General features: G+C 74.1%; 22 protein-coding genes. 9 read left to right on the top strand and 13 right to left on the bottom strand.

Annotated elements, in window-relative coordinates:
* Positions 1-18: 18 nt before the first annotated feature.
* Together mycP and OG852_RS38450 are read right to left on the bottom strand one after the other, a co-directional pair.
* Positions 19-1,251 (bottom strand): type VII secretion-associated serine protease mycosin, encoded by a 1,233-nt coding sequence (mycP, locus tag OG852_RS38455; protein WP_330350306.1) that lies wholly within the window; start codon positions 1,249-1,251, stop codon positions 19-21.
* A complete protein-coding gene (locus OG852_RS38450; protein ID WP_330350305.1) occupies positions 1,248-2,141 on the bottom strand; it encodes a hypothetical protein in 894 nt (297 codons plus the stop codon). Before OG852_RS38450 ends, mycP begins: the two co-directional genes overlap by 4 nt.
* Positions 2,142-2,307: 166 nt before the next feature.
* Here OG852_RS38450 and OG852_RS38445 point away from each other — a divergent pair, with 166 nt between their 5' ends.
* Both OG852_RS38445 and OG852_RS38440 read left to right on the top strand, forming a co-directional pair.
* A complete protein-coding gene (locus OG852_RS38445) occupies positions 2,308-3,036 on the top strand; it encodes a hypothetical protein (protein WP_330350304.1) in 729 nt (242 codons plus the stop codon).
* 1,498 nt (positions 3,037-4,534) lie between these two features.
* Positions 4,535-5,737, top strand: coding sequence for an amino acid deaminase/aldolase (locus OG852_RS38440; RefSeq protein WP_133913434.1), 1,203 nt, complete (start codon positions 4,535-4,537; stop codon positions 5,735-5,737).
* Positions 5,738-5,740: 3 nt separating this feature from the next.
* On the opposite strand, the gene OG852_RS38435 is transcribed toward OG852_RS38440, so the two are convergent.
* From OG852_RS38435 to OG852_RS38425, 3 genes are read right to left on the bottom strand one after another with little or no spacing between them, the layout of a single operon-like run.
* Complete coding sequence (locus OG852_RS38435; protein ID WP_133913435.1) at positions 5,741-6,523, bottom strand: 3-oxoacyl-ACP reductase; 783 nt, start codon at positions 6,521-6,523, stop codon at positions 5,741-5,743.
* Positions 6,520-7,893: an aldehyde dehydrogenase family protein gene (locus tag OG852_RS38430; RefSeq protein WP_330350303.1), complete on the bottom strand. Its 1,374-nt coding sequence runs from the start codon at positions 7,891-7,893 to the stop codon at positions 6,520-6,522. Before OG852_RS38430 ends, OG852_RS38435 begins: the two co-directional genes overlap by 4 nt.
* Positions 7,894-7,904: 11 nt before the next feature.
* Positions 7,905-9,266 (bottom strand): glutamine synthetase family protein, encoded by a 1,362-nt coding sequence (locus OG852_RS38425; RefSeq protein WP_133913437.1) that lies wholly within the window; start codon positions 9,264-9,266, stop codon positions 7,905-7,907.
* A gap of 93 nt (positions 9,267-9,359) precedes the next feature.
* On the opposite strand from OG852_RS38425, the gene OG852_RS38420 reads away from it, so the two are divergent.
* On the top strand, positions 9,360-10,094 hold the full coding sequence (locus OG852_RS38420; protein ID WP_133913438.1) for a FadR/GntR family transcriptional regulator: 735 nt from the start codon (positions 9,360-9,362) through the stop codon (positions 10,092-10,094).
* A gap of 60 nt (positions 10,095-10,154) precedes the next feature.
* A complete protein-coding gene (locus OG852_RS38415; protein ID WP_330350302.1) occupies positions 10,155-10,922 on the top strand; it encodes a gamma-glutamyl-gamma-aminobutyrate hydrolase family protein in 768 nt (255 codons plus the stop codon).
* Here the strand turns inward: OG852_RS38415 and OG852_RS38410 are convergent.
* Both OG852_RS38410 and OG852_RS38405 read right to left on the bottom strand, forming a co-directional pair.
* On the bottom strand, positions 10,897-11,859 hold the full coding sequence (locus tag OG852_RS38410) for an aminoglycoside phosphotransferase family protein (RefSeq protein WP_330350301.1): 963 nt from the start codon (positions 11,857-11,859) through the stop codon (positions 10,897-10,899). The genes OG852_RS38415 and OG852_RS38410 overlap by 26 nt on opposite strands.
* A gap of 111 nt (positions 11,860-11,970) precedes the next feature.
* Positions 11,971-12,870, bottom strand: a complete 900-nt coding sequence (locus OG852_RS38405; RefSeq protein ID WP_133913441.1) for a LysR family transcriptional regulator — start codon at positions 12,868-12,870, stop codon at positions 11,971-11,973.
* 71 nt (positions 12,871-12,941) lie between these two features.
* On the opposite strand from OG852_RS38405, the gene OG852_RS38400 reads away from it, so the two are divergent.
* A complete protein-coding gene (locus tag OG852_RS38400) occupies positions 12,942-14,102 on the top strand; it encodes a TDT family transporter (RefSeq protein ID WP_330350300.1) in 1,161 nt (386 codons plus the stop codon).
* Here OG852_RS38400 and OG852_RS38395 read toward each other — a convergent pair.
* The 4 genes from OG852_RS38395 to OG852_RS38380 all read right to left on the bottom strand — a co-directional run bounded on the left by OG852_RS38395 (position 14,014) and on the right by OG852_RS38380 (position 18,594).
* On the bottom strand, positions 14,014-14,733 hold the full coding sequence (locus OG852_RS38395; protein WP_330350299.1) for a helical backbone metal receptor: 720 nt from the start codon (positions 14,731-14,733) through the stop codon (positions 14,014-14,016). The genes OG852_RS38400 and OG852_RS38395 overlap by 89 nt on opposite strands.
* Complete coding sequence (locus OG852_RS38390) at positions 14,733-15,299, bottom strand: helix-turn-helix domain-containing protein (RefSeq protein ID WP_133913444.1); 567 nt, start codon at positions 15,297-15,299, stop codon at positions 14,733-14,735. Before OG852_RS38390 ends, OG852_RS38395 begins: the two co-directional genes overlap by 1 nt.
* A gap of 405 nt (positions 15,300-15,704) precedes the next feature.
* Positions 15,705-17,519 (bottom strand): ABC transporter permease/substrate binding protein, encoded by a 1,815-nt coding sequence (locus OG852_RS38385; RefSeq protein WP_330350298.1) that lies wholly within the window; start codon positions 17,517-17,519, stop codon positions 15,705-15,707.
* Positions 17,512-18,594, bottom strand: coding sequence for a quaternary amine ABC transporter ATP-binding protein (locus OG852_RS38380; protein WP_330350297.1), 1,083 nt, complete (start codon positions 18,592-18,594; stop codon positions 17,512-17,514). Before OG852_RS38380 ends, OG852_RS38385 begins: the two co-directional genes overlap by 8 nt.
* A 198-nt stretch (positions 18,595-18,792) precedes the next feature.
* Here OG852_RS38380 and OG852_RS38375 point away from each other — a divergent pair, with 198 nt between their 5' ends.
* The 3 genes from OG852_RS38375 to OG852_RS38365 all read left to right on the top strand — a co-directional run bounded on the left by OG852_RS38375 (position 18,793) and on the right by OG852_RS38365 (position 22,318).
* Positions 18,793-19,722, top strand: a complete 930-nt coding sequence (locus OG852_RS38375) for a 5'-3' exonuclease (RefSeq protein WP_330351570.1) — start codon at positions 18,793-18,795, stop codon at positions 19,720-19,722.
* Positions 19,723-19,807: 85 nt separating this feature from the next.
* A complete protein-coding gene (locus OG852_RS38370) occupies positions 19,808-20,653 on the top strand; it encodes a siderophore-interacting protein (protein WP_133913448.1) in 846 nt (281 codons plus the stop codon).
* 123 nt (positions 20,654-20,776) lie between these two features.
* On the top strand, positions 20,777-22,318 hold the full coding sequence (locus tag OG852_RS38365; RefSeq protein ID WP_330350296.1) for an amino acid permease: 1,542 nt from the start codon (positions 20,777-20,779) through the stop codon (positions 22,316-22,318).
* 33 nt (positions 22,319-22,351) lie between these two features.
* Here the strand turns inward: OG852_RS38365 and OG852_RS38360 are convergent, their stop codons facing one another.
* Positions 22,352-22,942 carry a GNAT family N-acetyltransferase gene (locus OG852_RS38360; protein WP_133913450.1) on the bottom strand — a complete coding sequence of 197 codons (591 nt, stop codon included), beginning with the start codon at positions 22,940-22,942 and terminating at the stop codon, positions 22,352-22,354.
* Between the two features lie 129 nt (positions 22,943-23,071).
* Between OG852_RS38360 and OG852_RS38355 the strand changes: the two genes are divergently transcribed.
* Complete coding sequence (locus OG852_RS38355) at positions 23,072-24,019, top strand: RluA family pseudouridine synthase (protein WP_330350295.1); 948 nt, start codon at positions 23,072-23,074, stop codon at positions 24,017-24,019.
* A gap of 18 nt (positions 24,020-24,037) precedes the next feature.
* Here OG852_RS38355 and OG852_RS38350 read toward each other — a convergent pair whose 3' ends face one another.
* Complete coding sequence (locus OG852_RS38350; RefSeq protein ID WP_133913452.1) at positions 24,038-25,513, bottom strand: cytochrome P450; 1,476 nt, start codon at positions 25,511-25,513, stop codon at positions 24,038-24,040.
* Positions 25,514-25,545 lie beyond the last annotated feature (32 nt).

The following is a 25,545-nucleotide window of genomic DNA, read 5'->3' as shown; positions in this document are numbered from 1 at the left end:
GTACCTCTCGCGGCTCTCCTAGGCCTCGTAGGTCTCGTAGGTCTCGTAGCTCTCGTAGGTGTCGAACCCGGCCGGTTCGCGGCGGCCGCGCCACAGGACGACCGCGCCGATCAGGAGCACCACTCCGGCGCCGCCCGCGAGCGGGGCGGCCCAGCTGGAGGTGTCGTCGTCGGCGCGGGCGGCGTCGGGGCCCGCGCCGAAGTACTGCTTGCCGTAGGACGCGGACTTCAGGCCCTGCGGCTTGAGGTCGCGTGCGGCCCTGATCGCGGCGGCGGGGTCGACGAAGCCGAAGCCCCGGGAGTCGTCACGGCCGTCGGCGGGAGGGTTGCGGGCGGTGTCCTCCAGGAGCTTCTTGATCTGCGCCGGGGTGAGCCCGGGGTGGGCGGCCTTGATGAGCGCGACCGCTCCCGAGACGAACGCGGAGGCCGCGCTGGTCCCCCAGCCCTCGTAGTACTTGTGGTCGGGATCGGCGATGACGACCTTCTGGCCGGGAGCGGCGACCGTGGCGTACCAGCGGCGGGTGGAGAACGAGGCGCGGGTGCCGTAGCGGTCGACGGCGGTCGCGACGATCACGCCCGGGTAGGCCGCCGGGTAGGAGATGTGGTCGCCCTTGTCCCCGCCGTTGCCGGCCGAGGCGACGACGACCACCCCCTTCTTCAGGGCGTACTGCACGGCCTCGTCCTCGGCCGGCTCGGGGTGGGCGGAGGCCGAGTCGTCGCCGAGGGAGAGGTTGATGACGTCCACGCCCTGGTCGGCGGCCCAGCGGATGCCCTCGGCGAGGGCGTTGCCACGGCTGTTGCGGGCCTTGGTGCGCTGGGGGTCCTCGTCCTCCAGGATCACGCGGACGGGAAGGATCTTGGCCTCGGGCGCGATGCCCATGACGCCGTCCTCGTCACCGTACCCGTGGCCGTGTCCGGCGATGATGCCGGCCATGGCGGTGCCGTGCCGGGCCCAGGCCCGGTCCCCCTCCGTGGCGCCGAAGCCGACCATGTCCTTGCCTTCGAGGACGTTGCCCTCGAGGTCGGGGTGGTCGGCCTCCACGCCGGTGTCCAGGACGGCGACGGTGATGCCCTTGCCCTTGGTGGTCTGCCAGGCCTCCTGGGTGTGCATGGCGTCGAGGGCCCACTGCTGGGCGCGGATGCCGTCGGCGTGGGCGGGCGCCGCGGTCAGCAGGGCGACGGAACCGGCGAGGAGACCGCAGAGCAGCCCGGCCCTGCGGCGGTGACGGCTGCGAGGGCTGCGGCGGCTCATGAGGGCTGCTCCGAGGGCGGCGTGACGGCGGTCTTGCGCAGGCTCCGCTCGATGCGGTCGGCGAGGCCCTGGGCCTCGTTGCCGAGGCCGGCCTGGGCGGGGGCCGCGGTCGCGCCGGAGACGGTGGCCTGCGAGGCCGGCTCCGGGGTGTCGACGGTACGGCCGTCCGCCCAGCCGGAGACGGCGTAGACGACGACCGGGGCGTCGGTGAGGACGGAGATCGTCCACGAGGCGCGCTGCTTGTCGCCGAAGGAGGCGGCGGCGGTGCCCTTCGCGGCGTACGGCTTCGGCATCAGGTCGGTCCGGCGGGCCAGGCCCTCCTTGTCGAAGCGGGTGTCGAGGGCGCGCATGGTGGCGGCGTCGGCGGTGGTGAACAGCAGGCCGACGGTGGTGACGTAGCTCTGGGTGGCGTCGGTGTAGGTGGCGCGCAGGAGCCGCTGGCAGCCGACCGGGGTGAGGGCCTGGCGCAGCAGGGGGTCGAAGGCGTCGGCGCAGCCGCTGTCGGGGGCGACGGCGATCCGTGTCCAGGTGCGGTCGGCTCCGCCGGGGCCGGCGCCCTGCCCCTCGACGGTGACCGGGAACAGATCATCGACGGGGACGTTGTGCCACAGGCCGCCGGCGGCGGCGTACGTGTCCCGCGCGCCGCTTCCCTCGGCGTCCCCGATGAGCCAACTGCCGGTGGCGGCACCGCCGATGAGGCCGAGTCCGAGCACGACACAGGCGGCGGCCACGACGGTGCGCGTCCGCCGCGCGATCCCCCGGGGCGTGTCCCCGAAGCCTTCCGGCCGCGCGAACGTCACCACCGGCCGCGCGGCCCCCGGGACACCGCCGGGGGCCATGGGGGCGCTCCAGGAGAACGCGGGGTCGGGCGAGACACCCCCACCGCTCACCGCCTCACCGGGACGCGCACGACCGGCAGGGGCCCCCTGCCCGGCCGAGGCCGCGGGCGAAGAGGTCTGCGGGAAGGGACGCGGCGGGGCCGCCGGACGCGGGGGCGCGGGGGGCTCGGCTGCGGGGCGCGGGGGTGTGCCGGCCGCGGCTGTGGGGCGCGGGGGCGTGCCGGGCGACGCCGACGGGCGCGGGGGCATCTCAGGCCCGGACGTGCGGCGCGGCGGGATGCTCGCCCCGGACGCGGGACGCGGCGCGGTGCCGGGCGACGCCGACGGGCGCGCAGGCGTGTCCGGCCCCGACGTGCGGCGCGGCGGGATGCTCGCCCCGGACGCGGGACGCGGCGCGGTGCCGGGCGACACCGACGGGCGCGGAGGCGTGTCCGGCCCGGACGTGCGGCGCGGCGGGATGCTCGCCCCGGACGCGGGACGCGGCGCGGTGCCGGGCGACACCGACGGGCGCGGAGGCGTGTCCGGCCCGGACGTGCGGCGCGGCGAGGTGCTGGGCGACGCCGACGAGCGCGGCGGGGCGCTGGGCCCAGAGGCGGGGCGCGGGGGCGTGCCGGGCGACACCGACGGGCGCGCAGGCGTCTCTGCCTCGGACGTGCGGCGCGGCGAGGTGCTGGGCGACGCCGACGAGCGCGGCGGGGTGCTGGGCCCAGAGGCGGGGCGCGGGGGCGTGCCGGGCGACGCCGACGAACGCGGAGGCGTCTCTGGTCCGGACGTGCGGCGCGGCGGGATGCTCGACCCGGACGCGGGACGCGGCGCGGTGTCGGGCGACGCCGACGGGCGCGGGGGCGTGTCCGGCCCGGACGTGCGGCGCGGCGGGATGCTGGAGCCGGACGTGGGACGCGGCGCGGTGTCGGGCGAGGCAGGGGGGCGGCCGGGAGTGCCTTGACCAGCCGTGGGGGCTGCGGAGGTGCCCGGGTCGGCATCACCGAACAGCGACGGGCGCGTGGAGGTGCCCGACTCGGACGCAGGCCGGGTGAAGGCTCCCGAGCCGGTCGCGGGGTGCGCGGAGGTGCTGCCCGGGCCGGACGCGGGGCGCGTGGAGGTGCCCGGGCCGGACGCGGCGCGTGCGGAGGTGCCCGGGCCGGACGCGGGGCGTGCGGAGGTGCCCGGGCCGGACGCGGGGCGCGTGGAGGTGCCCGGGCCGGACGCGGGGCGCGTGGAGGTGCCCGGGCCGGACGCGGGGGGCGCGGCGGCGTCCGTACGGCTCGGGGATCCGAGACCCGTGGCGGGACGGCGGTCCGAGGATCCCGGTCCGGAAGCGGGACGCGGGGAGGCTCCGGGCCCGGACGTGGGGCCCTGGGTGGGCGGCGCGGGGTGGGTCGGGTCGGGGTGTCCCGCCGTGGGGCGGGTGGTGGGCCTCGGGGGAGGCGTCCTGGGCGCGGGCGGGACGGTGAAGTCGGGGGGCGGTGTGGCTGAGATGGGCGACCAGGCCGGCCGGGAGTCCTCATCGGCCGCCGACCGCGCGGAGGCGGTACGCCGGGCCGACGCCGCCCCGCGTCCCGGAGCCTGCCCCGGCTCGGGGTCCGCGCCGACACTCGGGCTGGGGACCCAGCTGCGGGGCAGCGGGCTCCAGGCGCTGCCGGAGACGGGAGCGGTGGGACGCGAGGCGCCGCCGTCGGCGGTCCCGGCGGGACGGGAGCCGAAGAAGTCGGAGGGCCCGGTCGTCCGGGGAGGCGCGTCGGGGAAGCGGGCGGACGCGGGAGGCGGGGGCGGCGCGCTCACGGGGTCCGTATCAAAGGGGGTGCCCCCGTCGGGCGCCTCCGGGGAGGTGCCGCCGTCCTGCGCGGCCGCGGGGGAGTACGGGCGGACCCAGGATGCCGGGATGCGCGGAGGCCGCGGGGCGGTGGCTCCCGTGGGACGGGAGGGCCGGTCGCGGGGGCCGGAGTTCCGCGCCCCGGCACCGCCCTCACCGTCGCCACCGTTCGTACCGGCCGTGCCCTCGCTCCCGCGGTTCTCCTGGGCGTCGTACGGCTGTCCTGTGGCGTTCGCGGGTTTCTCCCCGGGTGCGTCGCTGCGCTGGTCCCCGTCCTCGCCCGGCTCGGGCGGCCGGGGTGGGACGTCCGGGCGCGGGGGGATCGAGGCGCGGCGTGCTTCCGTGCTCATGCACCCCCCGTTTCCTCTGGCCCGGGCCGTCGTTCTCGTACGCGGGCCGTCCTGCGCGTGCCCGGGCGGCCCGGTGCGGACACGGTGGTCCGTCCAGGCACGCATACCCGCGCGGAGAAAGCGGCATCCCGGCGCGGATCGCCGGCCGGAGCCGTCCCTCCGTGCGTGCGCGTCACTCTACGGCTTGTTGCCGAGCGAACGGGAACCAGTCCGTGACCGACGGGGCATCTGCCCGGAACATCCCCCTACCCTGCGGTAATCGAGTCTGGCAGGCTTCGTCCATGACTGCGCGCGCCGCCGACCGGGCCCGTTACGACCGGGCCACCGAGCATCTCGACGCCCCCGTTGCGATCGTCGACCTCGAGGCTTTCGACGCCAACGCCGAGGACCTCCGCCGCCGGGCCGGCGGCAAGCCCATCCGTGTGGCCAGCAAGTCCGTCCGCTGCCGGACCCTGCTGGAGCGCGTCCTCGCGAAGGACGGCTTCGCGGGGATCATGTCGTTCACCCTCGCCGAGTCCCTGTGGCTCGCCCGCTCCGGTTTCGACGACATCCTGCTCGCCTACCCCTCCGCCGACCGCTCCGCGTTCGCCGAGCTCGCCGCCGATCCCAAGCTCGCCGCGGCCGTCACGGTCATGGTCGACGACGTCGCCCAGCTCGACCTCATCGACGGAGCGCGCGCCGGCGGCACCGAAGTCGTGCGGGTCTGCCTGGAGTTGGACACCTCGCTGAAGCTGCTCGGCGGCCGGGTGCGGGTCGGCGCCCTGCGCTCCCCGCTGCACTCCCCCGCCCAGGTCGCCGAGGTGGCCCGGGCGGTGGCCCGGCGGCCGGGGTTCAAGCTCGTGGGGATCATGGCGTACGAGGGTCATATCGCCGGTGTCGGCGACGACGTCGCCGGACGGCCCTTCCGGTCCCGGGCGATCCGGCTGATGCAGGCCACGGCCCGCCGTGAACTGGCCGAGCGGCGCGCCGCCGTGGTGCGCGCGGTGCGGGCGGTCGCGCCGGATCTGGAGTTCGTCAACGGCGGCGGCACCGGCAGTGTGCAGCACACGGCCGCCGAGGACGCGGTGACGGAGATCGGTGCCGGGTCGGGGCTGTACGTACCGCGGCTGTTCGACAACTACACGTCGTTCACCGGGCGTCCGGCCGCCCTGTTCGCCCAGCCCGTCGTACGGCGGCCGGGGGTCGGCGTCGTGACCGTCCTCGGCGGCGGATACCCGGCCTCCGGGGCCGCCGGGCCCGACCGGCTTCCCGTGCCGTACCTCCCGGAAGGGCTGCGGTACGACCCCCAGGAGGGCCCCGGCGAGGTGCAGACGCCGCTCATCGGGTCCCCCGCCGACGATCTGCTGATCGGCGACAAGGTGTGGTTCCGGCACGCGAAGGCCGGTGAGCTGTGCGAGCGGTTCGACGTGCTGCACCTCGTGGAGGGGGACACGGTCACGGCGACCGTGCCCACCTACCGGGGTGAGGGCCACACGTTCCTGTGAGCCCTACAGCGGGGTGACGTACGCCCCCGCGATCCCGCCGTCCACCAGGAAGTCGGTGGCGTTGACGAACGAGGAGTCGTCGCTGGCCAGGAAGGCCACGGCCGCGGCGATCTCCTCGGCCTCGGCGAACCGGCCCACCGGGATGTGCACCAGGCGGCGGGCGGCCCGCTCCGGGTCCTTCGCGAACAGCTCCTGCAGAAGCGGGGTGTTGACCGGTCCCGGGCAGAGGGCGTTGACGCGGATGCCCTCCCGGGCGAACTGCACGCCCAGTTCACGGGACATCGCGAGCACACCGCCCTTGGACGCCGTGTACGAGATCTGCGACGTGGCCGCGCCCATCCGCGCCACGAACGACGCCGTGTTGATGATGGAGCCCCTGCCCTGACGCCGCATGTAGGGGATGGCGGCCTTGCAGCACAGGTAGACGGAGGTCAGGTTGACCTCCTGGACGCGCTTCCAGGCCTCCAGCCCGGTCTCCAGGATGGAGTCGTCGTCGGGCGGGGAGATGCCCGCGTTGTTGAAGGCGATGTCGACGCTGCCGTAGGTGTCGTACGCCGTCCTGAACAGCGCTTCGACCTGCTCGGGGTCGGTGACGTCGACCTTCACGAAGGTCCCGCCGATCTCGTCGGCGACCGCCTTGCCGCGGACCTCGTCGACGTCGCCGCAGACGACGTGCGCGCCCTCGGAGGCGAGCCGGCGGGCGGTGGCGAGGCCGATGCCGCTGCCGGCCCCGGTGATGACGGCCGTCCGGCCGACGAGACGACGGCAAACACTCTGTTCGGTCACTGTGCGGGGCCCTCCGTGCTGATGAAGACGTTCTTGGTCTCGGTGAAGGCGGTCAGGGCGTCCGGGCCCAGCTCGCGGCCGACGCCGGACTGCTTGTAGCCGCCGAACGGGGTCCAGTAGCGGACGCTGGAGTGGGAGTTGACGGACAGGTTCCCCGCGCGCACGGCCTGCGAGACGCGCAGGGCGCGGCCGACGTCCCGGGTCCAGATGGAGCCGGAGAGGCCGTAGGGGGTGTCGTTGGCGAGCCGGATCGCGTCCGTCTCGTCGGTGAAGGGGAGGAGGACGGCGACGGGGCCGAAGATCTCCTCGCGGGCGGCGTCGGAGTCGGGCGCCGCGCCGGTCAGGACGGTCGGCGGGAACCAGAAGCCGGGCCCGTCGGGGGCGCCTCCCCGCAGCCCCGGGGCGTCGTCCGGCACGAACGACCGTACGCGGTCCACCTGTTGACGGGAGATCAGCGGACCCATCTGGGTCGCCTCGTCGGCGGGGTCGCCGACCACGACGGCGGACAGCGCGGCGGCGAGCAGGTCGGCGACGTCGTCGTACACCGACTCCTGGACGAGGATCCGGGTGCGGGCGCAGCAGTCCTGGCCGGAGTTGTCGAGGAAGGAGAAGGGGTCGACGGCGGCCTTCAGGTCGGCGTCGGCGAAGACGACGTTGGGGCTCTTGCCGCCGAGCTCCAGGGTGACCGGCTTGACCTGGCGGGCACAGCGCTCCATGACCTCGCGGCCGGTGCGGGTGGAGCCGGTGAACACGATCTTGGCGATGCCGGGGTGGTCGACGAGTGCGCGCCCGGCGACCGAGCCGTATCCGGGAAGGACCTGGAACAGCCCCTCGGGCAGGCCCGCGTCGAGCGCGAGTTCGGCGAGCCGCAGCGCCGTCAGCGGGGTGGTCTCGGCGGGCTTGAGGACGACCGCGTTGCCGGCCGCGAGGGCCGGGAAGGAGCCCCAGGCGGCGATCGGCAGGGGGAAGTTCCAGGGGGCGATCACCCCGACCACGCCGAGCGGCTCGTGGAAGGTGACGTCCCAGCCGCCCGGGACCGGGATCTGCCGGCCGGTGAGGCGCTCGACGCCGCCGGCCGCGTACAGCAGCAGGTCACGGGCGTTGCCGGCCTCCCAGCGGGCGTTGCCGAGGAGATGACCCGCCTCGCGGACCTCCAGCCGTGCCAGCTCTTCGAGGTGGCCGTCGACGACATCGGCGAAGCGGCGCAGCAGCCGGGCCCGGTCGGCGGGAGCGGCGGCGGCCCAGCGGACCTGGGCGGCGCTCGCGCGGGCGACGGCACGGTCCACGTCGGCCGCGTCGGCGGCGGGGACGGTGGCGACGACCTCCTCGGTGGCCGGGTTGAGAACGATGAGCTCGTGCGGGTCGGACACGGGGTGACCTTTCACAGGCGTTCGAAGGAGCGGCGCAGCTCCCAGTCGGTGACCGCGGCGTCGAACGCCTCCAGCTCGACGCGTGCCATGTTGCGGTAGTGGGCGACGACCTCGTCGCCGAAGGCGGCCTTGGCGACCGGGCTGTTCTCCCACAGCTCGGCGGCCTCCCGGAGCGTGGTGGGGACGTGGGCGTACTCGGCGGTGTAGGCGTTGCCGGGGCAGGCCTCGGGCAGTTCGAGCCGCTGCTCGATGCCGTACAGCCCGGCGGCGACCAGCCCGGCGACGGCGAGGTGCGGATTGACGTCCCCGCCGGGCAGCCGGTTCTCGAACCGGAGCGAGCGGCCGTGTCCCACGACGCGTAGCGCGCAGGTGCGGTTGTCGTGGCCCCAGGCGACGGCGGTCGGGGCGAAGGAGCCCTGCTGGAACCGCTTGTAGCTGTTGATGTTGGGGGCGTAGAGAAGGGAGAAGTCGCGCAGGGCGGCGAGCTGGCCGGCGAGGAAGTGCCGCATGGTGTCGGTCATCCCGCCGTCCTCGGCGGCGAAGGCGTTGCGGCCGTCGGCGTCCGTGAGGGAGAGGTGGATGTGACAGGAGTTGCCCTCGCGCTCGTTGTACTTGGCCATGAAGGTGAGGGAGCAGCCCTCCTGCGCGGCGATCTCCTTGGCGCCGGTCTTGTAGATCGCGTGCTGGTCGCAGGTGACCAGGGCCTCGTCGTAGCGGAAGGCGATCTCGTGCTGGCCGGGGTTGCACTCGCCCTTGGCGGACTCGACGGTGAGGCCGGCGCCGGCCATCTCGTTGCGGATCCGGCGCAGCAGGGGCTCGATCCGTCCGGTGCCGAGGACGGAGTAGTCGATGTTGTACTGGTTGGCCGGGGTCAGCCCCCGGTAGTTCGCGTCCCAGGCCTGCTCGTAGCTGTCCTTGAAGACGATGAACTCCAGCTCGGTGCCGACCTGGGCGGTGAGGCCGTGCTCGGCGAGGCGCTCGAGCTGGCGGCGCAGGATCTGGCGCGGGGCGGCGACGACGGGGGAGCCGTCGTTCCAGGCGAGGTCGGCGACCAGCAGCGCCGTACCGGCGTTCCACGGCACGCGGCGCAGGGTGGACAGGTCGGGGTGCATGGCGAAGTCCCCGTAGCCCCGGTCCCAGGAGGACATGGCGTAGCCGTCGACGGTGTTCATCTCGGTGTCGACGGCGAGGAGGTAGTTGCAGCCCTCGGTGCCGTGGTGGAGTACCTCGTCGAGGAAGAAGCGGGCGGCGAACCGCTTGCCCTGGAGCCGCCCCTGCATGTCGGGGAAGGCCAGGACGACGGTGTCGATCTCGCCGCTCGCGACGAGGGCGTGCAGTTCCTCGACGGCGAGCGGGGGTGTGCGGTCTGCCACGGGAGGGCCTCCTTCGGGCTTCCTCTGCTGGATCGGGCGGCCGGGAGATAAGGTATTGGTGAGAACCATTGCTTGGGAAGGGGGCACGGCCGGATGTCGGTGGACGCGGACGGCGGCGTCGGGGACCGGTTGGCTCCGGTGCTGCGGCCGGTGCGCGCGGGGAACGGCTTCGAGGAGGCGTTGGAGCAGATCCTCCAGGTCGTACGGCTGGGCCTGGTGCCCGGGGGCGAGCGGCTGCCGGCCGAACGGGAGCTGGCGGAGCGGCTCGGGATCAGCCGGGTGACGCTGCGCGAGGTGCTGAAGGTGCTCCAGGACCAGGGGCTGGTGGAGTCCCGGCGCGGCCGGTACGGCGGAACGTTCGTGCTGCCGCGCGCGGACGGGGGCGGCGAGGACGAGCTGCGGCGCCGGATCGCCGAGGTCGACATCGAGGACGTGCTGCGCTTCCGCGAGGTGCTGGAGGTCGGCGCGGCGGGGCTGTGCGCCGCGCACGGGCTGACGGACGAGCAGGCGGGGCGGCTGCGCGAGGCGCTCGCCCGGACCGCGGACGCCCCGCTGACGGACTACCGGCGCCTGGACACCCTGCTCCACCTCACGCTGGCCGAGCTGTGCGGCTCGCCGTCGCTGACGGCGCAGTACGCGGCCGTCCGGGCGACGGTGAACGACCTGCTCGACTGCATCCCGCTGCTTGTGCGCAACCTGGAGCACTCGCAGCGGCAGCACCTCGCGCTGGTCGAGGCGGTGCTGGACGGGGACGCGGACGGGGCCCGGGAGATGATGCGGGAGCACTGCGCGGGGACGGCGGCGCTGCTCCGGGGATTCCTGACGTGAAACGATGTATTGGTCTGCGGACAGCCCATTTGGGGCGTGGGATCGGGGGCGGGAGTTCTCATGACGGGTGACGGGACGGACGACAAGCGGGACGGCAGGCCGGAGGCCGGGCCGGACGGCGGGCGGCCGCTGATCGGGGTCAGTACCTATCTGGAGGCCGGGGCACGTTGGGGCGTGTGGGAGCTGGACGCGGCGCTGCTGCCGGCCGGCTATCCACGGCTGGTGCAGCGGGCGGGCGGCCTGGCCGCGATGCTGCCGCCGGACGCCCCCGAGCACGCGGCGGCGACGGTCGCCCGCCTCGACGGTCTGGTGATCGCGGGCGGCCCGGACGTCGAGCCGGTCCGCTACGGCGCCGAGCGCGACCCCCGCACCGGACCGCCGGCCCGCGAGCGGGACGCGTGGGAACTCGCGCTGATCGACGCGGCGATGGCGGCCGGTGTGCCGCTGCTGGGCATCTGCCGGGGCATGCAGCTCCTCAACGTGGCCCTCGGCGGCACGCTGACCCAGCACATCGAGGGGCACGCCGAGACGGTCGGCGTGTTTGGCAGCCACCCGGTCAAGCCGGTCCCGGGCACGCGGTACGCCGCGCTCGTCCCGGAGGAGAGCGCGGTTCCCACGTACCACCACCAGGCCGTCGACCGCCTCGGCGCCGGTCTGGTCGCGAGCGCCCACGCGTCGGACGGGACCGTGGAGGCGGTGGAGCTGTCCGCCGCCGACGGCTGGGTGCTCGGGGTGCAGTGGCATCCGGAGATGGGCGAGGACGTGCGGGTGGTGCGGGCGCTGGTCGAGGCGGCCGTGGCCGCTACGACCGCTTCCACCGCCCCCTGAGCCAGGTGAGGGCCGTCTCCCCCTGGGCCCGCTGGAAGGCGCGCAGGGTGGGCAGACCGGGCGGGGAGGGGCGCAGCGAGGCCTCGACGAAGTAGCCGGCCAGCGCGGCCAGGGCCACGGTCACCCCGTCGGGGTCCGCGTCCCGCCCGCAGGGGTGCGCGGTGAACAGCTCCTCGGGGTCGGGTCCGCCCTGGGCCCGCACACAGGGCAGCATGACCAGCAGGTCGAACCAGGGCGCGGCGCGGACGACGTGCGGCCAGTCGACGAAGACGACGCGGTCGTCGGTGGTGAGCAGGATGTTGTCGGCGCGCAGGTCGCCGTGGGCGAGGGTGTCCCCGGCGGTGGCCCGCGGCCAGTCCGCGGCGAGCGCGGCGAGAGCGGGGAGCCGGTCGCGGGTCCAGGGGTCGAGGCGGGCGCGGAGCGGGCCGGCCGCCGGTGCGGTCAGCCGCTCCCAGCCGGCGAAGGACGCGGTGAGCGACTCGGCGGCGGGCGGGGCCGGCAGGGGCGACGGGGTGAGGGCACGGCCCAGGTCGGCCACCGCGTCGAGCACACGGCGCAACTCCGTTGCGCGCCAGGGGACATGGGGCTGGCGGCCGGCGACCTCCTCGAAGACCAGGGCGACCCAGGTGCCGTCGTCGTAGGTGCCGAGGAGGCGGGGGGCGGGGACCGTGGGTGGCAGGGCGGCGGCGGTGCGGGCCTCGGCGCGGTGGAGGCCGGGGCTGTCGGGGTTGGTGCGGGCGCTGACCGCCTTCACGAAGGCGCGGCCGCCGGTGGCCGTGCGCAGGCGGGCGGCGACGCCCGGGGAGAAGCCGCCGGGCTGGGTGGCGGCGTGGGTGACGGGGGCGCCGAGGACGTCGGCGACGGCCGTGCGGACGGCCTCGGGCAGGGCTTCCCAGGGGGTACGGGTGCCCTCGGCGGGTGGGGCGGGGGTGGCCATGGCGACATGGTGACGACCACGCACCGCCGACCGCCAACGCTTTTCACCCTCGTCCCCCCAACCGCAGTCGGCCCGCCGTTCTCCCGACCGAGGCGGAGCCTCCTGGGTGGGTCAGTGTCGGGTCAGGGAGAGGAGGTCCCTCGCCGGGCCCGTGGGGCGGTGTCCTGTCGGCCACACGGCTCTCAGCTCGCGGGCCAGCGTCAGCCCTTCCACCGGGACGCCCACCAGGCGCCGCAGGGACAGTTCCTCGCCCACCGCCAGCTCGCTCAGCACCGCGGGACCCGCGCCGCTCACCGCCGCCGCCTTCACGGCCGTCGTGGAGGAGAGCTCGATGAGGGGGCGGGCCAGTCCGCCGAGGGCGGTGTCCAGGACCTGACGGGTGCCGGAGCCCTTCTCGCGGAGGATCAGCGGCGTGGCGGCCAGCTCGGCGGCGGCCAGCCCCCGCCGGCGCCGGGCCCAGGCGTGGCCGGGTGCGACCACGACGATCAGCCGGTCGTGGGCGATGACGGCGGAGTCGAGACCGGAGGGGACCGTGAGCCCTTCCACGAATCCGAGGTCCGCCTCACCGGACAGCAGCCGTTGCGCCACGGCCGCCGAGTTCCCGGCGTGCAGCGACACCGCCGTGTCGGGCCGCCCCTCGCGGAGCGCGACCAGCCACCCCGGCAGCAGGTACTCCGCGATGGTCATGCTCGCCGCCACCCGCAGCCGTGAGTCCCGCCGGTCCCGCAGCGCCTGCGCCCCCGCGTCGAAGGCCTGCGCCGCCTCCACGATCCGCCGCGCCCAGTCCGTCACCAGCGCCCCGGCGTCGGTGAGCCGGGACCCGCGCGGCGAACGGTCCACCAGCGCCACCCCGAGCTGCCGCTCCATGGAACGGATCCGGCTGCTGGCGGCGGGCTGGGTGATGCCCAGCTCGCGCGCGGCCGCCCCCAGACTGCCCAGCCGGGCCACGGCCAGCAGCAGCTCCAGCGCCCCGAGATCCGGGACGCGATGCGCGAGGGAACCGTTGCTCATAAGCCGAGTTTATGCCCCCATAGCGTGGTCGTCCCTGGTCCGCGCGTCGGGCGGGCACGACCGTGGAGGCCATGGTCACCGTCGCCCCTCCCCCGCCCGTCACTCCCCGGTCCGCGCGCCCGTCCGTCCGCCACCTCGGACCGAACTGGTACGCCACGGTGATGGGCACGGCGATCGTCGGCACGGCGGGAGCCGCCCTGCCCGTGCGGCCCCCGGGGCTGCGCCCGGCCTGCACCGCCCTGTGGGCCCTCTCCCTCGCCCTGCTGCTCGCCCTCCTCGCCGCCCGTGCCCTGCACTGGCGCCACCACCGCGACCGGGCCCGCGCCGACCTCCTCGACCCGGCGACGGCTCCCTTCCACGGCTGTCTGGCGATGGCCCTGCTCGCCGTCGACGGGGGTGCCCTCGCGGTCGGGCGGGACTGGATCGGCACCGGGCCCGCGGTCGCCCTCGACGCCGTGCTGTTCGGCGCCGGTACGGTCGTGGCGCTGGCGGCGGCCGTCGCCGTGCCGTACGTCATGGCCGTACACCCGCACGGGGCGCGGCCCACGCCCGTATGGCTGCTGCCGCTCGTCGCGCCCATGGTGGCGGCCGCGTCGGGGCCGGCGCTCGTGCCGTTCCTGCCGCCCGGTCAGGCCCGAAAGACCCTGCTGCTGGCGTGTCTGGCGCTGTTCGGGCTGAGTCTGCTCGCCACGCTCGCCCTGCTGCCGGTGGTGTTCGGGCGGCTGCTCACCGGCGGTCCGCTGCCGCTCGCGCTCACCCCGACCCTGTTCCTGGTCCTCGGCCCGCTCGGCCAGTCCACCACCGCCGTCGGCCGGTTCGCGGAGGCCGCGCCGGGCGTCGTACCGGGGCCGGAGGCCCGTGCCTACGCGGTGTTCGCCGTGCTGTACGGGGTGCCGGTCATGGGGTTCGCGCTGCTGTGGCTGGGCCTCGCGGGCGCACAGGTGGCGCGGGCCCGTCGGGAGGGGATGGGGTTCACGATGACGTGGTGGGCGTTCACCTTCCCGGTCGGGACCTGTGTCACCGGGGCCGCGGTCCTGGCGCGGCACACCGGGCTTCTCGTCTACGACGTGCTCGCCGTCGCGTTGTACGTCGTCCTCGTGGGCGCCTGGGGTGTCGTCGCCGTGCGCACCGGCCGCGGGCTGCTCAGTGGAGCGCTGCTCGCAGGGCCTCGCCCAGGGCCCGCGGAGCCTTCGCGAGCGAGGGGCCGTACCAGGTCAGATGGCGTCCGCTGACGAGCGCGCAGGGCAGGCCGGGGAAGGCCTCGGGGCCGTCGTCGGGGGTGAAGCGGTAGGGCTCGTCGGGGAGGACCACGACGTCGGGGGCGGCCGCCCGGAGGTCCTCCAGGGCGACCCTCGGGTAGCGGTCCTCGTGGTCCGTGTGGAGGTGGTCGACGCCGAGGCGGGCCAGCACGTCCCCGGCGAAGGTGTCGCGGCCGAGCACCATCCACGGGCGGCGCCAGATCGGTACGACGGCCGTGAGGCGGGTCTGCGGCTCCTTCAGGGCGGCCCACTCCTCCTCCGCCTCGTCCAGCCAGCGCGGCCGGGACCGCGCCCCGCACGCCGTGAGCACCCGGGCCAGTTCCCGGAAGGCCTCAGGGACGTCCCGCACATGAGTGAGCAGCACCTCGACGCCCGCCGCGCGCAGGGCGGAGAGGTCCGGCTCGCGGTTCTCCTCCTCGTTGGCGATCACCAGGTCGGGCGCGAGAGCGACGACGCGGGCGACGACGGGGTTCTTGGTGCCGCCGATCCGGGTGACGTCGAGGTCGGCCGGATGGCTGCACCAGTCGGTGGCGCCGACCAGCGCGCCGGGCACGGAGACGGCCACCGCCTCCGTGAGGGACGGCACCAGGGAGACGACGCGCACTACCGCTTCCGGTTCCGCACGGCCTCGATGTGCTCCGCCACGGCCACCACGACCACCCGGGTGTCCGGGACGGTCGCCCGCCAGCGGTGGCGGACCCCGCCGGTCAGATAGAGGGTGTCGCCGCGGCCCAGGCGGTAGGCGCGGCCCTCCGCCTCGATCTCCACGGCACCGTCGGCGATGTACATCAACTGGTCGTTGCGGTACTGGAATTCACGGCCGGCCTCATGGTCGCCGGTGAACTCGGTGGCGTGCATCTGGTGGTGTCCGCGCACCAGGGAGCGGGAGCGCGGTTCGGGGCCCGGGGTCTCGGTCTCGGCGCGGACGACGTCCACGCTGCAGGCCGGGTCGGCGGCGGCGAGGAGTTCGACGGCCGTGGTGCGCAGGGCGTCGGCGAGCTTCTCCAGGGAGCCGGTGGAGGGCCGGGCCCGGTCGTTCTCGATCTGGCTCAGGAACGGGACCGACAGGCCGCTGCGCTCGGCCACGACGGCGAGCGTGAGATCCAGGGAGCGGCGTCGCCGCCGTACGGCCGCGCCGACCCGCAGGGGCTGTTCTTTGTGGTCGCCCATCGCTTCGGCTCCCTCCTTCGCTCGTCGAGACCGTCGGGGTTCTGAAGAGTTCTCTGCACCCTACGCATGTTCGGCAAACCGTTTCATGTGCCCGTCACATCGAGGACACACCAGGTGACACACCACCCCACAGATCGCGCCAGTGGAACGGGCCGCCCTGGTCGCCGGGCGCTCACTCGCCCTGTGCTTTTCCGGTTCAATGCGCGAACGGCCGTGAGTGTTCCCGCTCGTCCCGGGCTTCGCAAGCCCATCACCCCAGGCCCGGGGGTGGCTCTGCGTGGTTGGCCGGATCCTTGCCGTGATGAGGGACGTCTCATCTGCGGACATGGCCGAGGGGCGGGCCCCCCGCACGCGTCGCGTCGTACGGCGGTACCCGCCCCTCCGGGCGGTGACGGGGCTGTCAGGTCACCCGGCCGCCCGGCCCGTGTGGCCGGCTCCGGCCACCGGCACCCATCGGTCGACGAGACCGGGGTGGTCCTTCAGCCAGGTGCGGACCGCGTCCTGCTCCTTGCCCTTGCCGGCCTTCTGGATCCGGGCCTCCAGGCCGGTGAGCTGGTCCTCCGTCATCCGGAAGTCCTTCAGCCAGGCGCCGACCTCGGGCTCGTCGTCGGTGAAGCCCTGCCGGGCGAGGGTGTGGACGCCGTCGCCCTCGCCCCAGGCGCCCTCGGGGTCCTTCAGCTTCTTGAGGTCGTACGTGCTGTAGGCCCAGTGCGGCGACCAGAGCGTGACGACGACGGGCTGCTTCCTGGCGTACGCGCGCTTGAGCTCGGCGAGCATCGCGGGCGTGGAGCCGTCGACGACCCGGTAGTCGCCGTCGAGGCCGTACCGCTCGAGGACCTTGTCCTTGAGCAGGCCCATCATCCCGGCGCTGGGCTCGATGCCGGTGATCCTCCCGCCGAACTCGGAGGCGTGGTCGCGCAGATCGGCGAGGGAGTTCACGTCCTTCACGTACGAGGGGACGGAGAGCTCCAGGGAGGTGGGGCCGTACCACCGGCCGAGGTCGTCGAGACGGTCGCCGTACTTCTTCCAGTACTCGGCGTGGGTGGTGGGCAGCCAGGAGTCGGTCTGGAAGTCGATCTGTCCGGTGGCGAGGCCGGTGTAGAGGGGGCCGGCGGCGTACTGGGTGGTCTTCACCTCGAAGCCGCGCTCCTCCAGGAGCTCCTTCCAGAGGTAGGTGGAGGCGATGCCCTCGTCCCAGGGGATGTACCCGATGCCGATCTCACGGCCCTTGCCGACGTTCGTGGCGGAGGCCGCGGCGCTGCCGGAGGACGGGCCGAGGACGCCCAGTCCGCCCGCCACCAGGGCGAGGACGGCCACACCGGAGAGGGCGACGGCGGGCCGCGGGCGGTGCGCCCACACCCGCGTCCGGGCCCGGGCGGCGGCACGGCGGCCCAGCGGGGAGATCCGGGTGCCGAGGGCGCCGGTCATCCGGTCCAGGTAGATGGCGAGGACGACGATCCCGAGGCCCGCCTCGAAGCCGAGGCCGATGTCGAGCTGCCCGATGGCCTCGTTGACGGCGCCGCCGAGGCCGCCGGTGCCGACCATGCCCGCGATGACGACCATGGACAGGCCGAGCATGATGACCTGGTTGACGCCCGCCATGATGGTCGGCAGGGCGAGCGGAAGCTGGACCCGGAACAGGGTGTCGCGGGGTGTCGTGCCGAACGCCTCGGCCGCCTCGACGAGTTCGGCGTCGACCTGGCGGATGCCCAGTTCGGTCATGCGGACACCGGGCGCGAGCGCGAAGATCAGGGTGGCGACGACGCCGGCCGGGACGCCCATGCCAAAAAACAGGATCGCGGGGATCAGCAGGACCATCGACGGCATGGTCTGGAGCAGGTCCAGCACGGGGCGCAGGGCCGCGGCGACCGCCTTGGAGCGGGCCGCCCAGATGCCCAGCGGGATCGAGATCACCAGGGCGACGACGGTCGCCACGAGCACCAGGGACAGCGTCGACATCGCCTCTTCCCACAGGGCGAGGGAGTCGATGAGCGCGAACCCGCCGAACGCGAGGACACCCGCGACCAGGCCGCGCAGCCACCAGGCGAGCACGGCGAGGATGCCGGCGAGCAGCAGCGGCTCGGGGGCGGTGAGCACGGCGTCGATGCCGTCGTACATGCCTTCGACGACCGTCTTGACCGCGTCGAAGAGCCAGGAGAGATGGGTGACGAGCCAGTCGACGCCGGAGTCGACCCGGTCGCCGAGGCGCAGCCTAGGCATGGGCGGTCACCTTCTCCCGGTGGTCGCACGTCCCGGGTTCGCCGTCCGTGTCGCCGAGGAGTCCGACCAGTCGACGCCGGGGGACGACCCCCACGAGCCCTCGCTCGCCGTCGAGGACGGCGACGGGGTGGGGCAGCCGGGCGCTGAGCGCGCACAGGGTGGTGAACGGGGTGTCGGGGGTCGCGGTCTCGCAGCCGCAGTCGGCCTCGTCGCCGCGGACGGGGGGCTCCATGACGGCGGAGGCGGTGAGCACCCGGGAACGGTCGACGTCCTGGATGAAGGAGGCCACGTAGTCGTTCCCGGGGCGCAGCAGGATGTCCTCGGCGGTGCCGGTCTGCACGATCCGGCCGTCGCGCATGACGGCGACGCGGTCGCCGAGGCGCATGGCCTCGTTGAGGTCGTGGGTGATGAAGACGATGGTCTTCCTCAGGGTCTGCTGGAGGGTGAGGAGCTGGTCCTGCATGTCGCGGCGGATCAGCGGGTCCAGCGCGCTGAAGGACTCGTCCATGAGGAGCAGGTCGGCGTCGGTGGCGAGGGCGCGGGCGAGGCCCACCCGCTGCTGCATGCCGCCCGACAGCTCGTCCGGCCAGGACTTCTCCCAGCCGGCCAGGCCGCAGAGCCGGAGGGCCTCGGTGGCGCGTTCCTCGCGTTCGGCGCGGGGGACGCCCTGGACGGCGAGACCGTAGGCGGCGTTGTCGAGGACGCTGCGGTGCGGGAAGAGCGCGAAGTGCTGGAAGACCATGCTGATCTTGCGTGCGCGGACCTCGCGCAGGTCGCGGTCGCCGAGGGCGGTGAGGTCCCGGCCGTCGAACAGGACGCGTCCGGCGGTGGGCTCGAGGAGTCCGTTGAGCATGCGCAGCAGGGTGGACTTGCCGGAGCCGGACAGGCCCATGACGACGAAGATCTGGCCAGGGTCCACGCGGAAGGAGGCGTCGATGACGGCGGCGGTGGTGCCGTCGGCGCGCAGTTCCTCCCGTGAGGCTCCCGCACGGAGCCGCTCGACCGCCTCGTTCGCCTGGTTCTGTCGTCCGCCGAACACCTTGAAGAGATGTTCGGCTTCAAGCCTCGCTGACACGCTCACCTACTCGTTCGGGGACAGGCCGGGAGGGCGTCGGCGTGTGCTGGTGCAACCCGATGCCGCTCCGGGGCCGCGCCTGCCCTGGCCCCTGTGGGCCAAACGCGCGAGTGTCCCAGTTCACAGGCCGTGCGGGAGATGTTCACACCTGCCACGGGAGTGAATACCCGCCGGTCACCGGGGCACCCGTGGGGCATGATGCGAGGCGTGACCGGACGACTGATGCTCCTCGACACCGCCTCGCTCTACTTCCGCGCCTACTTCGGCGTCCCGGACTCCGTGAAGGCCCCGGACGGTACGCCGGTGAACGCCGTGCGCGGACTGCTCGACTTCATCGACCGCCTGGTCAAGGACCACCGGCCCGAGCAGTTGGTGGCCTGTATGGACGCCGACTGGCGCCCGAAGTGGCGGGTCGACCTGATCCCCTCCTACAAGGCGCACCGGGTGGCCGAGGAACGCCCGGCGGGCCCGGACGAGGAGGAGGTGCCGGACACGCTCTCGCCGCAGGTGCCGGTGATCGAGGCGGTGCTGGACGCGCTCGGCATCGCCCGGGTGGGCGTCGCCGGTTACGAGGCGGACGACGTGATCGGCACGTTCACCGCGCGGGCGACGGGCCCGGTCGACATCGTCACCGGCGACCGCGACCTGTACCAGCTGGTGGACGACGCGCGCGGGGTGCGGGTGCTGTACCCCCTCAAGGGGGTGGGCACGCTGCAGACGACCGACGAGGCGTGGCTGCGCGAGAAGTACGGAGTCGACGGAAGGGGGTACGCGGATCTGGCGCTGCTGCGCGGCGACCCCAGCGACGGACTGCCGGGGGTGCCGGGCATCGGGGAGAAGACGGCGGCCAAGCTGCTGGCCGAGTTCGGGGACCTGGCCGGGATCATGGCGGCGGTCGACGACCCGGGGGCGAAGCTCACACCCTCGCAGCGCAAGCGGCTGGACGAGGCGCGGCCGTACGTCGCGGTGGCGCCGAAGGTGGTCCGGGTCGCCGGTGACGTGCCGCTGCCGGACGTGGACATCTCTTTGCCCCACGGCCCGAGGGACGGCGCGACACTGGAGGGGCTCGCGGAGCGCTGGGGTCTCGGCGGGTCGCTGCAGCGGCTGCTGCTCACGCTGGGCGCGTAAGCAATGTTCTCGCCGCAGGGAGGGCATCAGCGGGGGAAGAGATGCTAACTTAGGTAAACCTAACCATAGAACATGGGAGGCCGTCATGGCAGAACGCCCGGCACGGAAGCCGCGCAAGCCCCACGCCGCGCAGGTCGTCCGCACCGAACGGCTGACCCCGCACATGCAGCGCGTGGTGCTCGGCGGCGAGGGTCTGAGCGAGTTCTCGGCGGGCACCTGCACGGATCACTACGTGAAACTGCTCTTCGGCCCCGAGGGCGTGACCTACCCGGAGCCCTTCGACATGGAGCGGATCCGCGCCGAGTTCCCGCGCGAGCAGTGGCCCGTGACCCGGACGTACACCGTGCGGGCCTGGGATGCCGAACACCGTGAGCTGACCCTGGACTTCGTCATCCACGGCGACGAGGGCCTGGCCGGTCCCTGGGCGGCGCGCGTCCAGCCGGGCGAGACCGTCCGTTTCATGGGCCCCGGCGGCGCCTACACCCCCGACACCGACGCCGACTGGCATCTGCTCGCCGGTGACGAGAGCGCCCTGCCCGCGATCGCCGCCGCCCTGGAGTCGCTGCCCTCCGGTGCCGTGGCGCACGCCTTCATCGAGGTCGACGGGCCCGAGGAGGAGCAGAAGATCGACTCCGATGTCGAGGTCACCTGGCTGCACCGCGACGGCCGGCCGGTGGGCGAGCGGCTCGTCGAGGCCGTCGAGGCGCTCCAGTTCCCCGAGGGCCGCGTCCACGCGTTCGTGCACGGCGAGGCCGCGGCCGTGAAGGAACTGCGCCGGCTCCTCCGCGTCGACCGGCGGATCCCCCGCGAGGACCTCTCGATCTCCGGCTACTGGCGCCTCGGCCACAACGAGGACGGCTGGCAGGCCTCCAAGCGGGAGTGGAACGCGCGCGTGGAGGCCGAGCAGGAGGACGCCACCCCGGCCGCGTAGCGCTCCGGCGGGAGAGCGTGAGGAGTTGGGCCCGTCCCGGACACGACGGCGTGACGCCCGCGAAACAGGGCGTCCCTAATTTCTGTCGCCCGACAGGAATTCGCGCCCAAGGCAGGTGCCGCCGTGACGACCACCTCTCCCGCCGACGTACGCCCCGACCCGCCGCACTCCCCCACCCCGCCCGGCTCCGCCGCCGACGACCGCTCCCTCGCCGAGTTCGGCTACCGCCAGGAACTGCACCGCAGCCTCGGCCGGTACGCCTCGTTCGCCGCCGGGTTCTCCTTCATCTCCGTCCTGACCACCGTCTTCCAGTTCTTCGCCTTCGGGTACGCCTTCGGCGGCCCCGTCTTCTTCTGGACCTGGCCGGTGGTGCTGGTCGGGCAGCTGCTGGTCGCCGCCTGCTTCGCCGAACTGGCGGCCCGCTATCCGATCTCCGGCGCGATCTACCAGTGGTCGTCACGCCTGTCCACGCCGTCGTTCGGCTGGTTCGCGGGCTGGATCATGGTGATCGGGCAGATCGTCGTCGTCGCGGCGGCCGCTCTCGCCCTGCAGATGGTGCTGCCCGCGATCTGGTCCGGCTTCCAGCTCATCGGCACCGACCCCTCGCCCGTCTCCCCCGACGGCGCGGCCAACGCGGCGCTGCTCGGCGTCCTCCTGCTGGTCCTCACCACACTCGTCAACCTCGTCGACAACCGTGTGATGTCCGTGGTCAACCGGGTCGGCGTGACCGCCGAGATCATCGGCGCGGTGCTGATCGTCGTCCTGCTGCTCACCCACTCCGAGCGCACCCCGACCATCACCTTCCACACCGAGGGCGCCGCCGGGGACGGCCTGTTCGGGGCGTTGCTCGTGGGCTCGTTCACCGCCGCCTACGTGATGATCGGCTTCGACAGCGCTGGCGAGATGAGCGAGGAGACCCACAACCCCCGCCGTACGGCGCCCCGGACGATCCTCACCGCGCTCGGCGCCGCCGGACTGCTCGGCGGACTGATCGTGCTCGGCGGACTGCTCGCCGCACCCAGCCTCACCGACGGCCGCCTCGGCGTCGACGGCCTCTCCTACGTCCTCACCAGCAGCCTCGGCGACGGCGTCGGCAAGGTGCTCCTCGCGGACGTGGTGGTCGCGATCGCGGTGGCCACCCTCGCCATCCAGACGGCGGCCTGCCGGATGCTGTTCTCCATGGCCCGCGACGGCCAACTCCCCTTCTCCGCCCGCCTCGCCCGGGTGAACCCGCGCACCGGCATGCCGAGCGCCCCCGCCCTCGTCGTCGGCGTCCTCGCGGCGGCCCTGCTCCTGCTGAACTTCGCCTCGCCGGACGCCTTCCTGGCCATCGGCACCACCTGCATCGTGATGCTGTACCTCGCCTACGCGATGGTCACCGGACCGCTGCTGGTGCGCCGGCTGCGCGGCGGGTTCTCCTCGGCCGGCACCGACGAGACCGGCGCCCCGCTGTTCTCCCTGGGCCGCTGGGGCGTCCCCGTCAACGCCCTCGCGCTGCTCTACGGCCTGCTGATGACCGTCAACCTGGCCTGGCCCCGGGCCGCGGTGTACGACCCGGCGGGCGGCCACTGGTACTTCCAGTGGTTCACCGTGCTCTTCCTCGCCGCGACGCTCGTGGCGGGCGTCGCCTTCCGCGCCTACCGCGCCCGGACACCGGCGAGCTAGCGGGCAGCCACGCGCGCGTGGAGGGCGGCCGGCTCAGTCGCCCTGCACGCGCGCGTGGAGATGCATGTCGTGCCAGCCGTCCTGGTGGAGGACGGCGCTGCGCTTGGTGCCCTCCAGGGTGAAACCGGCCTTGTCGGCGACGCGGCAGGAGGCGTTGTTGCCGGTGGCGTGCATCAACTCCAGGCGGTGGAAGCCGATCTCGTCGAAGGCCCAGCGGGCGAGCGCCGTGGTGGCGCGGGCCGCTATGCCGCCGCCGCGGGCCTTGGGGGCGGTCCAGTACGCCACCTCGGCCGTCCCCTCGCTCAGCAGGATCTCGCGCAGCGCCACCCGCCCGAGCACCCGGTCGGTGTCCGCGTCGACGACGGCCCACTGCGCGTTGCGTTCACCGCTCCACGCCGTCTGCCACTCCTCGATCCAGCCGGCGACCTCCTCCAGGGACTCGGCGGACCTGATGTGCCACTGGTGCATCAGCGGGTCCTGGAAGACGGCGTGGACGACGGGCGCGTCCCCGGCCCGCCAGGGACGCAGGACCAGTCCGTCCCCGGTGGCGAGGACGGGCTGGGGGGAGCCGGACAGAGTCCCGGCGGGCAGCACGAAGCCGGCGGTGAAGGGCATGCTGCGCATCCTGCCAAGGGCACCCTGCCGGGCCAACGGATTTTCCGGCCCCGGGCGCCGAGCCAGGCCCCCGGCGGGCGCCACCCGGGCGGCGCCCCCACCCCCTGCCCCTCCCCCGCCCCCGTACCCTGGACCCCGATGAGACGTCGTCCCCCTCCTCCGCCGTCCCCCCTGCCGCAGCGCGACGGGGTGGATCCGGTGCGGGTGCGGTTGCCCGGGGAGGGGGACTGGGCCACCGTGCGCGACCATCTGGTGGAGCGGCTCAGCGGTGCCGGGGACGGGGTCGTCGACGGGATGCTGCGGGCCGGGCTGGTGGTCGGCGCCGACGGGACGGCGGTGGCGCCGGACGCCCCCTACGTGCCGGGCATGTTCGTCTGGTTCCACCGGGAGCTGCCCGCCGAGGTCCCGGTGCCGTTCCCGCTCGAGGTCGTGCACCGCGACGAGCACATCGTCGTCGTGGACAAGCCGCACTTCCTGGCCACCACCCCGCGCGGCAGTCATGTCACCGAGACCGCGCTGGCCCGGCTCAGACGGGAGCTCGGCATCCCCGCCCTGGGCGCGGCGCACCGCCTGGACCGGCTCACCGCCGGGCTGGTGCTGTTCACGGTGCGGCCCGAGGAACGCGGCGCCTACCAGACGCTGTTCCGCGACCGGCGGGTGCGCAAGGTGTACGAGGCGGTCGCCCCGTACGACCCGGCGCGCACCTGGCCGGTGACCGTGCGCAGCAGGATCGTGAAGGAGCGCGGCATTCTCACCGCCCGCGAGGTGCCGGGCGAGCCGAACGCGGTCAGCGACCTCGAACCGGTCGAGCACCGGGCGGACGGGCTGGCCCGCTACCGCCTGGTCCCGCACACCGGGCAGACCCATCAACTGCGCGTCCACATGACCGCGTTGGGCGTGCCGATCCTCGGCGACCCACTCTACCCGGAGGTGACCGAGCCCCGGCCGGCCGGTGACTTCCGGCGCCCGCTGCAACTGCTGGCGCGGGAGCTGGAGTTCACCGATCCGGTCACGGGCGTGGAGCATCGGCTGCGCAGTGGCCGGGTGCTGGAGTCCTGGACGTCGTACGCCCGTTGGGCCGCGTAGCCGCCCGGGGGCAGTGACTCAGTACCCCCGCCACCAGGACAGGAACCGCTGCCAGGCGCCGGGGCGGTGGACCGGCTGCGGGGCGGGCGGCTCGGGCTGCGGGGCAGACCTCGGCTCGGGCGCCGGGGTGGCCGGCCGCGGGTCGATGTGCAGCGGGCGGAAGGCGCGCTGCGGCGGGACGACCGCCGCGTGGGTCGGCCTGAGCTTGACGTCCTGCTGCGGCTTGGGCTCGAAGTCCACGGGCAGCGCCACCAGGTGCCGGGAGGCGATCGACGTCGTCCAGCGCAGGTCGTCCTCTTCGCAGGCGAGCTGGATGTCCGGCAGCCGGGACAGCAGCGCGTCGACGCCCACGTCGGCGATGGCACGGCCGATGTCCTGCCCGGGGCACTCGTGCGGGCCCCTGCCGAAGGCGAGGTGGGAGCGGTTGCCCCGCATGTGGGCGGAGAGGTCGGGGCGCACCCGGGGGTCGACGTTGCCGGGGGCGGGCGCGAAGAAGAGCCCGTCGCCCTCGCGGATGCGCTGGCCGCCGAGCTCGGTGTCCTGCTTGGCGATGTAGCCGAAGATCGTGCTGAACGGCGGTTCGTCCCACAGGGACTGCTCGACGGCCTCCGGCACGGTCATCTCTCCGCCGTTGAGCCGGGCGATGAAGCGCGGGTCGGTGAGGACCATCCGCAGCACGTTGGAGAGCAGGTTGACCGTGGCCTCGTAGGCGGCGAAGAGGACCAGGCGCAGGTGTTCGCGGACCTCGTCGTCGGTCAGCCCGGCCGGGTGGGCGATGAGATGGCTGGTGAAGTCGTCGGCGGGCTGGGCGCGGCGGCGCGTGGTGAGCCGGCTCAGCGCGTCGACGACGTACCCGTGGCTCTCGACGGCGGTCTCGCTGCCCTTGAGGGCGTCCCGGGCGCAGGCGACCATCTTGTCGTTGTACTCGTCGGGCATGCCGAGGAGCCGGCACATCACCGCCATCGGGAGGTGCTCGGCGAACTGACCGACCAGGTCGGCCCGGCCCTCCTCGCAGAAGCGGTTGACCAGGGTCTGCGTGGCCCGGTAGATGTACCGGCGCACACTGCGCTCGTCGAGGGTCTCCATGGCCGCGGTGACCGCGCCGCGCAGCCGCTTGTGCTCCTCGCCCTCGGCGTGGGCGCAGATGGGCTGCCAGGCGATGTGCGGCATGTACGGGTGGTCGGGCCTGACCCTGCCCTCCCGCTGCGGCGCCCAGAGCCGGGTGTCCTTGGTGAACGTCGAGGGCGTCCGCAGCATCTGGAGGTTCTCGGCGTGGCCGAGGACGATCCACATCGGCAGGTCGTCGTGGAGCAGGACCGGCGCCACGGGGCCGTACTCCTCGCGCAGTTGCTCGTAGAGCGCGCCGAGGTCCTCCGCGCCGGGGCCGTAGAGCCGGGTCAGTCCGCCGGGCCCCTTGGCGTGGGCGGGGCAGCCGGGCGGCGGGTCCAGGGCGAGATCGCGGGGTCCGGTCGTCGTGGGGTGTTCAGGCGTCACAGGGGGTCGCTCCGAAACTGTGGGGGATCCGT

This window comes from Streptomyces sp. NBC_00582 (assembly GCF_036345155.1).
Classification (GTDB): domain Bacteria; phylum Actinomycetota; class Actinomycetes; order Streptomycetales; family Streptomycetaceae; genus Streptomyces.
Note: the sequence above shows the minus strand (reverse complement) of the source record. Positions and strands in the feature narration are given on the sequence as shown.

Excerpts from the sequence above, each read along its gene's own strand:
- OG852_RS38440 (WP_133913434.1), top strand. The coding sequence starts at position 4,535 with ATGACTGCGCGCGCCGCCGACCGGGCCCGTTACGACCGGGCCACCGAG.
- OG852_RS38400 (WP_330350300.1), top strand. The coding sequence starts at position 12,942 with ATGGTCACCGTCGCCCCTCCCCCGCCCGTCACTCCCCGGTCCGCGCGC.
- OG852_RS38360 (WP_133913450.1), bottom strand. The coding sequence starts at position 22,942 with ATGCGCAGCATGCCCTTCACCGCCGGCTTCGTGCTGCCCGCCGGGACT.
- mycP (WP_330350306.1), bottom strand. The coding sequence starts at position 1,251 with ATGAGCCGCCGCAGCCCTCGCAGCCGTCACCGCCGCAGGGCCGGGCTG.
- OG852_RS38410 (WP_330350301.1), bottom strand. The coding sequence starts at position 11,859 with ATGGCCACCCCCGCCCCACCCGCCGAGGGCACCCGTACCCCCTGGGAA.
- OG852_RS38415 (WP_330350302.1), top strand. The coding sequence starts at position 10,155 with ATGACGGGTGACGGGACGGACGACAAGCGGGACGGCAGGCCGGAGGCC.
- OG852_RS38370 (WP_133913448.1), top strand. The coding sequence starts at position 19,808 with ATGGCAGAACGCCCGGCACGGAAGCCGCGCAAGCCCCACGCCGCGCAG.
- OG852_RS38390 (WP_133913444.1), bottom strand. The coding sequence starts at position 15,299 with ATGGGCGACCACAAAGAACAGCCCCTGCGGGTCGGCGCGGCCGTACGG.
- OG852_RS38405 (WP_133913441.1), bottom strand. The coding sequence starts at position 12,870 with ATGAGCAACGGTTCCCTCGCGCATCGCGTCCCGGATCTCGGGGCGCTG.
- OG852_RS38355 (WP_330350295.1), top strand. The coding sequence starts at position 23,072 with ATGAGACGTCGTCCCCCTCCTCCGCCGTCCCCCCTGCCGCAGCGCGAC.
- OG852_RS38420 (WP_133913438.1), top strand. The coding sequence starts at position 9,360 with ATGTCGGTGGACGCGGACGGCGGCGTCGGGGACCGGTTGGCTCCGGTG.
- OG852_RS38375 (WP_330351570.1), top strand. The coding sequence starts at position 18,793 with ATGCGAGGCGTGACCGGACGACTGATGCTCCTCGACACCGCCTCGCTC.
- OG852_RS38385 (WP_330350298.1), bottom strand. The coding sequence starts at position 17,519 with ATGCCTAGGCTGCGCCTCGGCGACCGGGTCGACTCCGGCGTCGACTGG.